Origin of the sequence: Ralstonia pickettii (assembly GCF_030582395.1) — a bacterium.
GTDB lineage: Bacteria > Pseudomonadota > Gammaproteobacteria > Burkholderiales > Burkholderiaceae > Ralstonia > Ralstonia pickettii_D.
In genome coordinates this window covers 1,240,357-1,255,303 of record NZ_CP104382.1, presented here as the reverse complement: position 1 = coordinate 1,255,303, position 14,947 = coordinate 1,240,357, and the positions used below count along the sequence as shown (strand labels likewise).

16 protein-coding genes are annotated in these 14,947 nt (G+C 64.3%); 12 read left to right on the top strand and 4 right to left on the bottom strand.

Annotated elements, in window-relative coordinates; all coding sequences use genetic code 11:
* Window positions 1–35: 35 nt before the first annotated feature.
* Entirely contained in the window at window positions 36–899 is an 864-nt protein-coding gene (flgA, locus tag N5B55_RS22370; RefSeq protein ID WP_304540109.1) for a flagellar basal body P-ring formation chaperone FlgA, read from the bottom strand.
* A 431-nt stretch (window positions 900–1,330) separates the two neighbouring features.
* On the opposite strand from flgA, the gene flgB reads away from it, so the two are divergent.
* From flgB to N5B55_RS22310, 12 genes are all read left to right on the top strand, one after another.
* The gene (gene flgB, locus N5B55_RS22365; protein WP_065855914.1) at window positions 1,331–1,786 is read left to right on the top strand and encodes a flagellar basal body rod protein FlgB; all 456 of its coding nucleotides are present in this window, start codon (window positions 1,331–1,333) and stop codon (window positions 1,784–1,786) included.
* 197 nt (window positions 1,787–1,983) lie between these two features.
* The gene (flgC, locus tag N5B55_RS22360; RefSeq protein ID WP_065855977.1) at window positions 1,984–2,391 is read left to right on the top strand and encodes a flagellar basal body rod protein FlgC; all 408 of its coding nucleotides are present in this window, start codon (window positions 1,984–1,986) and stop codon (window positions 2,389–2,391) included.
* A 27-nt stretch (window positions 2,392–2,418) separates the two neighbouring features.
* Entirely contained in the window at window positions 2,419–3,075 is a 657-nt protein-coding gene (locus tag N5B55_RS22355; RefSeq protein ID WP_065855912.1) for a flagellar hook assembly protein FlgD, read from the top strand.
* A gap of 54 nt (window positions 3,076–3,129) precedes the next feature.
* Entirely contained in the window at window positions 3,130–4,338 is a 1,209-nt protein-coding gene (flgE, locus tag N5B55_RS22350; RefSeq protein ID WP_065855910.1) for a flagellar hook protein FlgE, read from the top strand.
* A 45-nt stretch (window positions 4,339–4,383) separates the two neighbouring features.
* The gene (gene flgF, locus N5B55_RS22345; protein ID WP_065855908.1) at window positions 4,384–5,121 is read left to right on the top strand and encodes a flagellar basal-body rod protein FlgF; all 738 of its coding nucleotides are present in this window, start codon (window positions 4,384–4,386) and stop codon (window positions 5,119–5,121) included.
* Between the two features lie 40 nt (window positions 5,122–5,161).
* The gene (gene flgG / locus N5B55_RS22340; RefSeq protein WP_009240010.1) at window positions 5,162–5,944 is read left to right on the top strand and encodes a flagellar basal-body rod protein FlgG; all 783 of its coding nucleotides are present in this window, start codon (window positions 5,162–5,164) and stop codon (window positions 5,942–5,944) included.
* A 33-nt stretch (window positions 5,945–5,977) separates the two neighbouring features.
* Window positions 5,978–6,730: a flagellar basal body L-ring protein FlgH gene (locus N5B55_RS22335; RefSeq protein WP_304540108.1), complete on the top strand. Its 753-nt coding sequence runs from the start codon at window positions 5,978–5,980 to the stop codon at window positions 6,728–6,730.
* A gap of 10 nt (window positions 6,731–6,740) precedes the next feature.
* A complete protein-coding gene (locus N5B55_RS22330) occupies window positions 6,741–7,859 on the top strand; it encodes a flagellar basal body P-ring protein FlgI (protein WP_178961322.1) in 1,119 nt (372 codons plus the stop codon).
* 16 nt (window positions 7,860–7,875) lie between these two features.
* Window positions 7,876–8,961, top strand: coding sequence for a flagellar assembly peptidoglycan hydrolase FlgJ (gene flgJ / locus N5B55_RS22325; protein ID WP_009240007.1), 1,086 nt, complete (start codon window positions 7,876–7,878; stop codon window positions 8,959–8,961).
* Between the two features lie 114 nt (window positions 8,962–9,075).
* Window positions 9,076–11,013: a flagellar hook-associated protein FlgK gene (gene flgK / locus N5B55_RS22320; protein ID WP_304540107.1), complete on the top strand. Its 1,938-nt coding sequence runs from the start codon at window positions 9,076–9,078 to the stop codon at window positions 11,011–11,013.
* A gap of 66 nt (window positions 11,014–11,079) precedes the next feature.
* Window positions 11,080–12,039 (top strand): flagellar hook-associated protein FlgL, encoded by a 960-nt coding sequence (gene flgL, locus N5B55_RS22315; protein ID WP_065855900.1) that lies wholly within the window; start codon window positions 11,080–11,082, stop codon window positions 12,037–12,039.
* Window positions 12,040–12,106: 67 nt separating this feature from the next.
* On the top strand, window positions 12,107–12,850 hold the full coding sequence (locus N5B55_RS22310) for a YoaK family protein (protein WP_178961320.1): 744 nt from the start codon (window positions 12,107–12,109) through the stop codon (window positions 12,848–12,850).
* A 168-nt stretch (window positions 12,851–13,018) separates the two neighbouring features.
* On the opposite strand, the gene N5B55_RS22305 is transcribed toward N5B55_RS22310, so the two are convergent.
* The 3 genes from N5B55_RS22305 to fliQ all read right to left on the bottom strand — a co-directional run bounded on the left by N5B55_RS22305 (window position 13,019) and on the right by fliQ (window position 14,930).
* Window positions 13,019–13,747 carry a 3-ketoacyl-ACP reductase FabG2 gene (locus N5B55_RS22305; protein WP_304540106.1) on the bottom strand — a complete coding sequence of 243 codons (729 nt, stop codon included), beginning with the start codon at window positions 13,745–13,747 and terminating at the stop codon, window positions 13,019–13,021.
* Between the two features lie 85 nt (window positions 13,748–13,832).
* Window positions 13,833–14,627, bottom strand: a complete 795-nt coding sequence (gene fliR / locus N5B55_RS22300) for a flagellar biosynthetic protein FliR (RefSeq protein ID WP_009240002.1) — start codon at window positions 14,625–14,627, stop codon at window positions 13,833–13,835.
* 33 nt (window positions 14,628–14,660) lie between these two features.
* On the bottom strand, window positions 14,661–14,930 hold the full coding sequence (gene fliQ / locus N5B55_RS22295; RefSeq protein WP_004631435.1) for a flagellar biosynthesis protein FliQ: 270 nt from the start codon (window positions 14,928–14,930) through the stop codon (window positions 14,661–14,663).
* Window positions 14,931–14,947: the final 17 nt, after the last annotated feature.

Below are 14,947 nucleotides of genomic sequence, written 5' to 3'. Positions count from 1 at the left end.
CAGCAGGAAAGTGATCCGCCGTTATCAATTTGATCCTAAAACTGGATCGCCACGACGCCGGCGGACTGTGCGATGCCCGAGACGACATTGCCGTTGGCGGTGCGCACCTGGGCCACTTGGCCCACCGCGGCCTGGTTCAAGGCCCGACCGTCGCTGCTGACCTGGAAGCCACCGCCCTCGGCGATGAGCTTGACGGTCTGGCCGGCCTGCACCGCCATCGGCAGGCGCAGGCTTTCCGCGCGCAGCGGCTGGTTGGCGGCCACACCCGTGAGCAGTACACGCCCCACGACATCGGCCGGCTGCTGCACGACTGAAGCCGGCAGCGTCGACAAATCGCCCGTGCGGGCTTCCAGATCGCTCATATCGAGCGTCTTGCCCGGCGGCAGCTGGTGCGACGCAACGTAATACGTCCCCGTAATCTGGATCGTGGCCGGCACCCAGGCCGCCCAGGCATGCGGCGAACGGCAGCGCACGCCTACTTGTATACGGCCGCGCAGGCGGTTGGCCGCGGGCAGCATCAGGTCGATCTGATCGCAAGGCTGGTTGGCCACGCGTGCATCCACGGGGCCAACTTCCACCGAAGCATGTGGCGCACCCGTCTCATTCGTGCCGCCCAAGATGTCGAGTTGGGACTGCAGCTGTTGCTGAATCTGCATCTGAATGGCGTTCGGGCCCTGGATGGTGGTGGGCTGCGGGGCCGGCTGCACAACTGCAGCCTGGGCCGGCGGATAGCCGACGCGCACCATGCCTTGAGCGTGCGCCAGGATCGGATGAACGACGCTGGCCAGCAGGCCCAGCGCCAGGATCAGCAACAGCTTGCGCTGGCGCGCGGCCAGCGGCATGGCCGTGGCGGCTGATCGGATCGGGTGGTGCGCGCTGCGTGCAAACCGCGTGGACATGGACAGCCCCTTCATCAAAAGTCCGGTGAAGTGTAGCCACGCGTGCGCGAGGGCCAAATGCGGAAATGTCGGCCAATCCCCCCCTTATTCGAACGAATGGTGTTGCACACCCGCCCCTAGACTTTGCAACGTGGTGAAGTCCCTGGCGTTGCGCGGTTCCTGGCCGTGCAGCCTGCCTCCGGTAGATGGCGAGTTGCCCATTCAGCCAGAGACCGGATTCGCAGACAGGCCTTTTCCATTGAGGCTGCATGACGGCAACTCAGCATGACAAGCGGTTCAGCGGTTCGGGAGACGGCATCGGCGGTTTTGAAGGGGCCGCTGATGCCGGGCCCTCCTGCCGGACGGAACGCGCAGCACGCAAACGCAAGACAGAACGCAACCCCGGCGGGTGGCTGCAATCACCAGGACGCCACGCGCAAGGAATGACAGACATGGTCGACAAGCTGGATCAGTTGTTCGGTTTTCAGGAGCAGGCGTTGCACCTGCGCTCGCAGCGGCACCAGATTCTGGCCTCGAACATCGCCAACGCCGATACGCCCAACTACAAGGCACGCGACTTCGACTTTCAGTCGGCGCTGCAGAAGGCGGTCGGCCAGCAAGGCGGTAACAGCCTGCCGATGACGGCAACGGCTGCGGGCCACCTGAGTGTGGATGGCGCGCCGGCCGGCGATGTGTCGCTGATGCAGGCGTCGCTCTCGCAGCAGACCAAGGCGCTGCAGGGCGAGGTGCAGTACCGCACGTCGCAGCAGCCGTCCATCGACGGCAACACGGTCGACATGGACGGCGAGCGCATGCGCTTTGCAGACAACACCGTGCGCTACGAGGCCGACCTGAGCATCGTGACGCAGAAGATCAAGTCGATGCTGGCGGCCATTCAAAACAGCTAGCGTGATGTAGCAACAGCAGCAAGAGCAGCAGACAGGCATTAAGACGACCGCGCAGCAATCACGCGCGGCGAAAGAGGGGCGGGAACTGTGTGGCGCTCCGGGCCGGGAACGATCGGTCCGGAGCAAGCCGCCATACAGGACACCGGATGGGTCCGGCAGGCATGCCGGCAACAGTGTTTGAAGACATCGGAATCAACATGTCGCTATTCAAGGTGATGGATGTAGCTGGCAGCGCGCTCACCGCGCAGTCCAAGCGCATGAACGTGGTCGCCTCCAACCTGGCCAACGCCGAAAGCGTGACGGGCCCGGATGGAACGGCGTACCGCGCCAAGCAGGTGGTGTTCTCGCCCGCGCAGCAGTCTGACGACTACGCCACCGGCGTGTCGGTCGACCGCGTGGTGGAGGACACCGTCACCCCCATGAAGCGCATGCACCAGCCGGGCAACCCGCTGGCCGATGCCGACGGCTACGTGACCATGCCGAACGTCGATGTGGTGGACGAAATGGTCAACATGATTTCTGCGTCGCGCTCGTACCAGGCCAACGTGGAGGTCGCCAACACCACCAAGACGATGGCTTCCAAGGCTCTGACCCTGGGCCAGTAAGCGGCACCTTCCTAGCGAGACACGAACATGACCGTCAGCTCAACGACCAACACGAACAGCACCGCGGGCACGACCTCCGGCAACCAGCTTGCCATCACCAAGGGCAGCGACCTGCAGAACACGTTCATGCAACTGCTCGTGGCGCAGTTGAAGAACCAGGATCCGCTCAACCCGATGGACAACTCGCAGATGACCTCGCAGCTTGCGCAGATCAACACTGTGAATGGCATCCAACAGTTGAACACCACGATGTCGAGCATGCTCACGCAGAACGCGACCACGCAGGCGTCGTCGATGATCGGCCGCACGGTGCAGGTGCCGACCAACAACCTGACGCTGGCGTCGGGCGCAGCCAACTTCGGCGTCTCGGTGCCCAATGGGGCCGACGACGTCGTCGTCACGATCACGAACGCCGCAGGCGTTGCCGTGCGCACCGTCGACCTCGGCCAGATGACGGCCGGCAGCGGCAACTACACCTGGAACGGCAAGGACGACAAGGGCAACCAGCTCGCCGATGGCGCCTACTCCATCAAGTTGACGGCCACGCAGGGTGGGAAGGTCGTCACGGCAAACGCCCTGGGCACCGACAAGGTGGCCGGCGTCACCATCAACAACGGCACGATGCAGCTGGTGCTGGCATCTGGCGGAACCGCCAAGCTGTCCGACGTTGCATCGATTCAATAAACACGGGTGAACTGCGGGCAGACCCCGCGCTTTTATCTTCTACGGGAGAACACTATGGGATTCCAGCAAGGCCTGAGCGGTCTCGACGCCGCCGCTGCCAACCTCGACGTGATCGGCAGCAACGTGGCAAACGCCAACACTGTCGGCTACAAGAAATCGACTGCCGAATTTGGTGACGTGTATGCACGCTCGCTGGTGGGTGCGTCCGACAACCAGATCGGCCAGGGCGTGAGCGTGACCAAGGTCTCGCAGTCGTTCACGCAGGGCAATGTGACCAACACCGGCAACCCGCTGGACATCGCGATCAATGGCACGGGCTTCTACCGTATGGTCGATCCGTCCAGCGGCCAGGTGTCTTACACGCGTAACGGCCAGTTCGAGACCGACAAGAACGGTTTCATCATCTCGGCCACGGGCCAGAACCTGACGGGCTACGGCGTGGATTCGACCGGCAAGGTCAATACCGCCGTGCTGACCAATCTGAAGATTCCCGTCAACGACCTGGCGCCGCTGGCCACCACCAACACCGCATTCGGGGTGAACCTGGATGCTGCGGCCACGGTGCCGACCACCACGCCGTTCTCGCCCACCAACTCGGCCACGTTCAACCACTCGGTTTCGGAGCAGGTGTACGACGGTACGGGCACGGCCCACATGCTGACCAACTACTACGTGCGCACCGCCACTGGCTGGGACGTGTATTCGCAGGTGAATGGCAACAACCCGACGGGCGGCAACCCCGTGACGTCGCTCACGTTCAACAGCAGCGGCCAGCTTACCTCGTCGCCCAGCAAGGTCAACGTGGCCTTTGGCGGCATGAGCATTGCCACCATGGATTTCACGGGTACCACGCAGTACGGCGGCGGCTATAACGACACCGCCCCGGGCGTGACGCAAGACGGTTACGCCACCGGCCGCCTGGCCAGCTATGCGGTCGGTACCGATGGGACCGTCACCGCACGCTACTCCAATGGCCGCACCTCGACGCTGGGCCAGATCGCCATGGCCAACTTCAAGGCACCGGAAGGCCTGCAGAACATCGGCGGCAACCAGTGGGTGGAAACGGCCAACTCCGGCGCGCCGAACCTGGGCACCCCGGGCATGGGGTCGTTCGGCCTGCTGCAATCGTCGGCGGTGGAGCAATCCAACGTGGATTTGTCCGCCGAGCTGGTCAACATGATCATTGCCCAGCGCTCGTATCAAGCCAACGCGCAGACCATCAAGACGCAGGACACCATCCTGCAGACGCTGGTGACGTTGTAATTGTCGTTGCCTGAAGCTGACTGACCGCACACCAAGGACACTCGCATGGACCGCTCGATCTACGTGTCGATGACTGGCGTAAAGCACCTGTTTGACCAACAGGCTGCCAGCGCCAACAACCTCGCCAACGCCAGCACCACGGGTTTCAAGGCGCAGATCGACGCGTTCCATACGGTGGGTGTGCAAGGCGATGGCTCGCCCACGCGCAGCTACGTGATGGCTTCGGCCATCGGTACGGACCTGGCGCCCGGCCCGATCGAAACCACCGGCCGCAGCCTGGACGTGGCCATCGACGGGCCCGGCTTCTTTGCCGTGCAGACGCCGGATGGCGGTGAGGCTTACACCCGCGCCGGCGCCTTCCAACTGGGCCCGGACGGCACGATCCAGACGCTCTCAGGCCAGCCCGTATTGGGCGACGGTGGTCCGATCACGTTGCCCCCCGACACCTCGGTGCAGTTTGCCAAGGACGGCACGGTCAATGCGATCAGCGCCGATAGCCGCACGCCGCCGGTGTCGCTGGGCCGACTGAAGCTGGTGAGCATCGACCCGGCGAACATTGACCGCGGCGCCGACGGCCTGTTCCGCCAGCGCGACGGCCAGGACGCAGGCGTGGACGAAAAGGTCCGCATCACCGGCGGGGCGCTTGAGGGCAGCAACGTCAACCTGACCGACTCGCTGGTCAACATGATCGCGATCTCGCGCCAGCTCGAAATGCAGATGAAATCGCTGCACACGAGCGACACGAATGCCCAGTCGGCCAATGAACTGCTGCGCCACGCCTGAACGGCTGGCGCATTGAATTGAATCAACCAAGGACTCGAACATGATTCGCTCCCTGTGGATTTCCAAAACCGGGATGGACGCCCAGCAATCGCAGCTGGATGTCATCTCGAACAACCTGGCGAACGTCAACACGACGGGCTTCAAGCGCTCGCGCGCCGTGTTCGAAGACTTGCTGTATCAGAACGTGCGCGAGCCGGGTGCGCAGTCGTCGCAACAGACCACGCTGCCTTCCGGCATGCAGATCGGTACGGGCACGCGCATCGTCGCCACCGAGCGTCTGCACACGCAGGGCAACCTGCAGCAGACCGGCAACTCGACCGACGTGGCCATCAACGGCAACGGCTTCTTCCAGGTGCAGATGCCCGACGGCACGCTGGCCTACACGCGTGACGGCAGCTTCCAGATCAACGCACAGGGTCAGCTGGTGACCTCCAGCGGCTACCCGGTCCAGCCGGCCGTGACGGTGCCGCAGAACGCAACCAGCCTGACGATCGGCAAGGACGGTGTTGTGACGGTCACCACGCCGGGCACGGTCAACAACACGCAGGTGGGCACGTTCCAGCTCGCCAACTTCATCAACCCGGCCGGCCTGCGCAGCATGGGCGAAAACCTGTACGCCGAAACCGAAGCGTCGGGCACGGCCAACCTGGCCAACCCCGGCTCGAACGGCGTCGGCGCGCTCAACCAGAACTACGTTGAAACGTCCAACGTGAACGTGGTGGAAGAAATGGTCAACATGATCCAGACGCAGCGCGCGTACGAGATCAACAGCAAATCGGTCCAGACGTCGGACCAGATGCTGGAGAAGCTGTCACAGCTTTGAGCTGGACAGCGCAGTTTTTGAGGATGTAGTGCGATGCATACCCCCCCGGTTCACTCGCTCCAGAATGGCAAGCACAGCGGCCGCGCTGTGCTGGCTGTTCGAGTCGTTCGATTGGTCGTGCTCGGCACGACCGCCTTGCTCGCTACGGCGTGCGGCATGCTGCCGCCGCCGGCCCCGATCGTGCAAGGTCCGACAACCGCACGCCCGCCGATGCCGGTGATGGCGCCGCGTCAGAACGGGGCGATTTACCAGGAAGTGGCATCGGGCAGCGGTGGGTTTCGCGGTATGTTCGAAGACCGCCGCGCACACATGGTGGGCGACACGATCACGATCGTGATCACCGAGAACACGGCGGCCAGCAAGCAGACTTCGGGCAGCGTCAACCGCACGGGCAGCCTGACCGCTTCGGTGCCGACATTTGCTGGCATGAACCCGGGCGTGCTGTCGCTGCTGGGTGTGTCGGCCAGCGACGCAAACAAGTTCGACAGCAAGGGCGCCAACGGTGCGCAGAACAACTTCACGGCCACCATCACGGTGACGGTGGTGGAGGTGCTCTCCAACGGCAACCTGGTGGTGAGCGGCGAGAAGCAGACCGCCGTGGGCCAGGGCACCGAATCGGTCAAGTTCTCGGGCGTGGTCAACCCCACGACCGTCAACAACCAAAACACCGTGCTGTCCACCCAGGTGGCGGACGCACGCATGGAATATCGCGGCACGGGCTATGTGGCCGAGTCGCAGCAGATGGGCTGGCTGTCGCGGTTCTTCCTGACCGTGTCGCCGTTCTGAGGAATCTGCCATGACTTTGCATCGCATCATCGGCGCAGCCCTGGTGGCACTGAGCGCAATTTCGGCGGTGGTTCCGACCACGGCACACGCCGACCGCATCAAGGATCTGACCACCGTTGCCGGCGTGCGCGACAACGCGCTGATCGGCTACGGCCTTGTCGTCGGCCTGGACGGTAGCGGCGACCAGACCACGCAGACGCCGTTCACGGTCCAGAGCTTCAACAACATGCTCACGCAGTTCGGCATCAATGTGCCTGCCGGCGCCAGCATCCAGCTCAAGAACACCGCCGCCGTGGTGGTGACGGCCACGCTGCCCGCCTTCGTGCGGCCGGGCCAGACGATCGATGTGACGGTGTCGTCCATCGGTAACGCCAAGAGCCTGCGCGGCGGCACGCTGCTGCTCACGCCGCTCAAGGGCGTGGACGGCCAGCTCTACGCATTGGCACAGGGCAACGTGGTGATTGGCGGTGCAGGCGCATCGGCCAATGGCAGCAAGGTGCAGATCAACCAGCTCGGCGCGGGCCGTATCGCCAACGGCGCGACGGTGGAGCGTGCCGTGCAGGCCACGGTGGGCGAGGCGGGCAGCATCCAGCTCGATACGGGCACGACGGATTTCGGCACCGTGCAGAACATCGTGACCGCCATCAACAAGCAGTTCGGCACGGATACGGCGCAAGCCGCCGACGGCCGCACGATCAACGTGCGCGCACCGGCCCTGGCGTCGGACCGCGTGGGCTTTCTGGCCAAGCTGCAGAATATTGACGTCACGCCGGCGCTGGCTGCGGCACGCGTGGTGGTCAACGCCCGCACAGGCTCGGTGGTGATGAACCAGCTCGTCAAGCTCGAGCCCTGCGCGGTCGCGCACGGCAGCCTGTCGGTCACCATCAGCACGGAGCCGGTGGTGAGCCAGCCGGCGCCGTTCTCGCAAGGACAGACGGTGGCGGGCGCGCGCTCGAACATTGAGGTCAAGCAGCAAGGCGGCAGCCTCATCAACGTCAAGGGCGGCACCAACCTGGCGGATGTGGTCAAGGCCATCAACGCGATTGGCGCCAACCCGCAAGACCTGATCTCGATCCTGCAGGCGATGAAGGCGGCCAACGCGCTGCGCGCCGACCTGGAAATCATCTGACGCTGCGGAGGCCACGATGAACCAAACCGACCTCACCAGCCGCCTGGCGCTCGATTCCCGCGGGTTCGAGTCGCTCAAGCAAACGGCGCGTACCGATCCGACTGGCGCGGCCAAGACCGTCGCCAAGCAGTTCGACGCGATCTTCGTGAACATGATGCTCAAGCAGATGCGCGATGCATCGCCGCAGAACGGGCCGCTCGATTCGTCTTCGAGCAAGATGTACACGTCGATGCTCGACCAGCAGCTGTCGCAGACCATGGCGTCGCGCGGCGTGGGCGTGGCAGACCAGCTTCTCAAGCAGATGCTGCGTCAGGCCAACCATGTGAACCCGGATGCGGGTGGCAAGGTGAATACTGCGCTGTCCAATACGACGGCGACCAATACCGCGCTGCCAGGGGCCGCCGGTGCCACCAGCGATGCCGCCAAGGCCATCGCCCGTTCGTCGCTGAACAGCATGGCCGCAGCCGTCGCGCCCGGCACGGAAGACGACGGCTCGGGCATCAGCACCGTGCCCCGCCCGGGCCTGGAAGAACGCGTGCAGCGTGCGCTGGCCGCCTTGCGCAAGCAGGCGGACGCGCAGGCGCAGAGCCCAAGCGCGCCACCCGAGGTCGATCTGTCGACGGTGGCATCGGAGCCGCGGGGCGAGCGCATGAGCAGCTTCTACAACAAGCTGATCGACCACGCATCGCAGGCCGCGCAGGAAACCGGCATTCCGGCCAACTTCATGATCGGCCATGCCGCGCTGGAGTCGGGCTGGGGCCGCCGCGAGATCAAGGCAAAGGACGGCACGAACACGCACAACCTGTTCGGCATCAAGGCCGGTGGCTCGTGGGCTGGCAAGACCGCCACGGTGACCACCACCGAATACATCGGCGGCGTCGCCCACAAGGTTCAGGAGAAGTTCCGCGCCTACAGCTCGTACGCCGAGGCGTTCAAGGACTACGCCAACCTGCTGGCCAACAACCCGCGCTACAGCAATGTCGTGGCAGCCGGCAACGGCAACGATGCGGCGTCGTTCGCCAAGGGCTTGCAGCGCGCAGGCTACGCCACCGATCCGAACTACGCCCACAAGATCATGGCGGTGCTCAAGCAGATCGCTTAAGTGACTTAGTAGGCATATTTGGCAGCATCGGCCGGCTCAAGTTTGTTCTTGTCCGGCCGATGTTGTTTCTAGAGCTTATTTCGGCGGCTTCGTGCTGCCCGCACCGAGACAACTATGAGCAGCTCCCTTCTGAATATTGGCGCGTCCGGCCTGCGGGTGGCCGATATCAACCTGCAGGTGACCGGCAACAACATTGCCAACGCCAGCACGCCCGGCTATTCGCGCCAGGAAGCCGTACAGACGGAGAACATTCCGCTGTACGCCGGCGTGGGTTATCTCGGGCAGGGCGCCAACGTCACGACCGTCAAGCGCATCTACGACCAGTTTCTGACCGCGCAGGTGCAAAGCGGTCAGGCCTCGACCAGCGCAGCCGATCAGCTCAACAGCCTGGTGTCGGGCCTGAGCAAATACATGTCGGACAGCAACAGCGGCCTGACTTCGTCGCTCACGAGCTTTTTCAATGCCGCGGACGGCCTGGCGTCCAAGCCTTCGGACACCACCGCGCGCCAGGTCTTCCTGAACGCTGCTGCGGGCCTGCAAAGCCGCTTCAATTCGATTGCCGGCCAGGTGAGTTCGCTCAACAGCCAGGTCAACACGCAGGTGCAGACGCAGATCAGCGCGGTCAATGGCACCGCGCAGCAGATCGCCTCGTTGAACGACCAGATTTCCAAGGCGGAAGCGTCGACCGGTCAGCCGGCGAACGACTTGCGCGACCAGCGCGACCAGCTTGTGCAGACGCTCAATCAATCGATCAAGGCCAGCGTGGTACAGACCGGCGACGGCCAGTTCAACATCTACGTGGGCAACGGCCAGGCGCTCGTGCAGGGCAACCAGAGCTACCAGCTGACGGCGGTGCCGTCGCAGTACGACCCGACGCAACTGTCGGTGGGCTACAAGAGCCCGGGCGGCACGGTCAACATCGACGACAGCCAGCTCGGCGGCGGTGCGCTGGGCGGCCTGATGGATTTCCGCAACAACACGCTGATTCCGGCGCAGAACAGCCTCGGCCGCCTGGCCACGGCCGTGGCGGCCGACGTGAACGCGCAAAACAAGCTGGGCATGGATGCCAACGGCAAGATGGGTACGGATCTCTTCTCCGTGGCCAGCCCGAGCGTCGCGCCCAGCACGAACAACACGGGCAGCGGCACGCTGACTGCCAGCATCACCAACGCCAATGCAGGACAGGGCTACGACTACCAGGTCAAATACCAGGGCGGCGCCTATACCGTTTCGCACTATCCGGACGGCTCCGCCTCCGTAACGGTGTCGAGCTGGCCGACCACGATCGACGGCGTCACGCTCAACCTGTCGGGCACGATGAACAGCGGTGACTCTTTCCTGGTGCGCCCGACTGCCAACGCGGCCGCCACCATGCAGACGCTCACCACCGACTACCACAACGTGGCCGCAGCCTCGCCCGTGGTGCTCAACCAGGGCAGCAACAACACGGGCAGCGCCACGGTGTCTTCGCTGGGCGTGGACAGCACGTATGCCGGCTCGCCGCTCAGCTCGCCCATCAACCTGACTTACAGCTCGGCCGTTGGCGGCTCGCTGTCGGGATTCCCGGGCAGCGTCACCGTCACGGTGGGTGGCACGTCGACCACGTACGCGGGCGGCACTGCGCCGTACACCCAGGGCGCGACGTACGCGTTCAACGGCGTACAGATGACGCTGTCGGGTTCGCCCGGCAACGGTGACACATTCGCTATTTCGGCCAATACCGCCAACAGCACCGACAACCGCAACGCCAGCGCGCTGGCCAAGCTGCGCAACAGCAACCTGCTGGACGGCGGCACGACTTCGATTGGCTCGGCGTGGAACAACCTCGTCACCCAGGTCGGTGTGCAGGCTAACCGCGCCAGCACCAACCTGACCTCGCAGAAGGCGCTGCTGGCCAGTTCCACGCAACAGCAGCAGTCGGTGTCGGGCGTGAGCCTTGATGAAGAGGCGATGAACCTGATGAAGTATCAGCAGGCCTACCAAGCTTCGGCCAAGGTGATGCAGACGGCCAATTCGCTGTTTGGCAGCCTGCTGTCGATTGCCGGCGGCTGATGGGTAGTGCTGAAGAAAACGCCCCGCCTGCCGATAACGTCCTAAAGCCCTTCGTCCGGACCGATCATGCGAGTCAGTAGCGCCCAATTCTTTGCCGCGTCTTCCGCTTCGATGCAGAACACGCAATCGAACCTGCTTACGCTGCAGCAGCAGATTGCGAGCGGTATCGCGCTCACCAGTGCGGGCGACAACCCCAGCGCGTTCGGTCAGATGGCGCAACTGCAGCAAACGCAGGACGCCAACGACCAATACCAGTCCAACCGTGACACCACCGACGCGCGCCTCACCAGCGTGTCTTCGGCGCTGACCAACCTGGTGACCACGCTGCAGCAGGGCAAGCAGACCTTGGTGGGCGCCAACACCTCGCTGATGACGGAGTCACAGCGCGTTGGTGTGCTGGCGCAGGTCAAGCAGCAGTACCAGCAACTGCTGTCGACGGCCAATCAGCGCGATGCCGCGGGCGTAGCCCTGTTTGGCGGCGCCAACGGCACGACCGATCCGTTCACCAACACCGGCGGTTCCGTGCAATACGTCGGCAGCGGCCAGCCACCCGTGGTGCAGGTGTCCCAGAACATCTCGATGCCGAATTCGGTGGCGGGCGATTCGGTGTTCGTGCGCATCCCCAACTCGGATGCGTCCAACCCGAACGCTAATCAGAGCATCTTCAAGACGTACGAGAAGCTGATCACGGCGCTGTCGACCCCGATCAACGCAGCCACGCAGGCTACCGACGTCGCTAACCTGCAAAAGGCCGTGCAGACGGCGCAGGGCAATCTGGACAACGCTTACCAAGTGGCCCTGCAGGCGCAGGTGACGGTGGGCACGCAGCAGGCGCAGCTCACCACGCTCAACAGCAGCGGCTCGAACTACGGCGAGCAGTTGAAGGAACAGATCTCGAAGCTGCAATCGGTGGACTACACTTCTGCCATCTCGCAGTTCTCTCAGCAGCAAGTGTCGCTGCAGGCCGCGCAGAAGACCTTCACGGCCATGCAGGGCATGTCGCTGTTCCAGTACATCAATCCTTGATGCGGCGCAGTCGGGCGGGCAGGGAGCGCGGCGTATCATGTCGGCTCACCTACCGTCAGGACTGGTCATGCCCATCCAGTATCTTCGCCGCCTGACCAGCCCGGAACGCTCAGAAGACGCCAACCGGCGCCTTGGTCAGTCACTGGCCTTCGTGGCGGGCGCCGCCAACGCAGGCGGATTCCTCGCCGTCAAGCAATACACCTCGCACATGTCCGGCGTTGTCTCGGCAATGGCCGATGACCTGGTGTTGGGCAATGTTGTGCTCTTGCTCGCGGGTTTTGCTTCGCTGCTGGCGTTTCTGTGCGGTGCAGCCTGTACGGCGGTACTCGTCAACTGGGGGCGTCGCCGCAGCACGCAGAGCGAATTTGCGCTGCCGCTCATGCTGGAGGCCGCGCTGCTGCTGCTCTTCGGTCTGATGGGCACAACGCTCGGACAATACCGGGTCGTGTTCGTGCCGGCTACCGTGGCATTGCTGTGCTTCCTGATGGGGCTGCAGAACGCCATCATCACCAAGATCTCGAAGGCGGAGATCCGAACCACGCACGTGACCGGCCTCGCCACCGACATCGGCATCGAAATCGGCAAGGCGCTGTATTGGAACCATGGGCACCACAATCTGCCCGCTGTGGTGGCCAACCGGCCCAAGCTGCGGCTGCTGGCGTCCTTGCTCGTGATGTTCTTTGTGGGCGGCGTGGTGGGCGCGTTGGGCTTCAAGCATCTGGGCTATGCCGCTACGATTCCGCTGGCGTCGATTTTGATGCTGCTGGCGGTGGTGCCGGTGGTGGACGATCTGCTGGCGCGCCGCCGGTAGAGACGGGCGCGCCTCAGCGCAGCAGTTTGTTGCCGGCAATTGCCCATGCCGCCGACCACACCCTGATCAGCACCACGTGCATCCGCAGCGTAAAGCGGCTCGCCAATCAGCGCGCGAAGTGAGGCTTGAGCGTGGGCTCTGCGCCCAGAGCGGCAGCCTTGCGGCGCATCACACCATGCCCCCGTTGACCCCGATCACCTGCCGCGTTACGTAAGACGCCGCATCGGACATCAGGAAGCCGACCACCGCAGCCACCTCCGCGGGCTGTCCAACGCGTTGCATCGGTATGGCCTGCAGGGCTTGGTCCACGTGTTCCATGTGGGCAAGCATGTCGGTTTCGATCAACCCGGGCGCAACACAGTTGACGGTGATCTTGCGCGATGCAAGCTCGACGGCCAGTGCCTTGGTCGCACCGATCAGCCCCGCCTTGGCAGCGCTGTAGTTGACCTGCCCGCGATTTCCCATCACGCCGGACACGGACGCGATGGTGACGATCCGCCCGCCCTTGCGTGCGCGCACCATCGGCATGGTGAGCGGGTGGACGACGTTGTAGAAGCCATCCAGCCCGGTCTCGAGGACGATGTCCCAGTCTTCGTCGGTCAGGGCAGGGAAGGCGGCGTCGCGCGTGACGCCTGCACACAGGACGATGCCGTAGTAGGCGCCGTGGGCTTCAACGTCGGCGTCGAGCTGGGTGCGACAGGCAGCGCGGTCGCGCACGTCGAACTGCAGCACGCGGGCGCTGCCATGGTTTGCATGGATGTCTGCGACGATGGCTTCGGCCTCGGCACGGCCGCTGCGGCAATGCACGGACACGTCAAACCCGTCGGAGGCCAGTTGGTAGACGATGGCGCGGCCAATGCCGCGGCTGGCACCCGTCACAAGAACGCGGCGGCTCATGTGGTGAGACTCCCTTGAAGATCGGTCGGCGGAATACCGCGATCATCGCACGCGGGGCCGGCAGTGCTGCGGCTGCGCGCGCTGCCTATCGAGGCAGGGTGCTGAACTGGCTGAACGCCCGCCCGCCTAAATCCAGCGCATCCATCACCGACCGTTCCACCACCGGCGCCAGCGACGTCATCATCACCATGACGAGCATCAGCCCCACCACCAGCGTGGCGGCGATGCCCACGGCAAACGGGTTGAGCGCCTGCGCCGTGCGCGAGAGCACGGCAAAGCCGAGGTTGACGATCATCATGATCGCGATGATGGGCAGGGCGATGCGCAGGGCCAGCGCAAAGACGATCGTGCCGCCGCCGGCCAGCGTCTGCCAGCCAGGGTTGCCCAGCGGCGCCGCCGAGACGGGCAGGGCGGTGAAGCTGTCAAACAGGGCGTGCAGGAGCACGAGATGGCCGTCGCCGGCAATGAACGCGGTGACGGCCGTGAGGCTGAGGAAGCGGCCAAGCAGCATGCTGCTCTCGGTCTGCGTCGGGTCGAGCAGGGATGCAAAGCCCAGACCCATTTGCACCGACATCACTTCGCCGGCGCCGCTGATGGCGGAAAACACGAGCTGCACACAAAAGCCGAGTACCAGCCCGATCAACACCTGCACCAGCGTGATCCACAGCCCTTCATAGGAGCCCACCGACACGCCCGCGGGCACCGGCAGCATGGGCGCCAGCGCCACCGTGATGACCACGCCGAACGCCACCTTGATCGACGTCGGGATCTCGGTATTGGCAAACGGCGGTGCAATGGCGATGAACGCCAGCACGCGCACCAGCGGCCACCAGTACATGGCGATCCAGCCGTTGAGCTGCGTGGCGGTGAATTGGATCATCGTGGATTGGGCGGCTGCGTCAGCTTGCTGACGTCAATTCACGTAGTTGGGAATGTTGGTCAGCACGCCGCGTGTGTAGTCGACGATCACGGCGACGATCCACGGGCCGGCCAGCACCATCGTGGCTGCCACGGCCAGCAGCTTGGGGATGAACGACAGCGTCTGCTCGTTGAGTTGCGTGGCGGCCTGGAACACGGCCACCAGCAGCCCGACGACGAGCGACACCAGCAACATCGGCGCGCCCACCATCATGGCAACCTGCATGGCCTGTCGGGCCATATCGAGAACGTACTCGGGGGTCATGTCGGTTTCCTATCGGC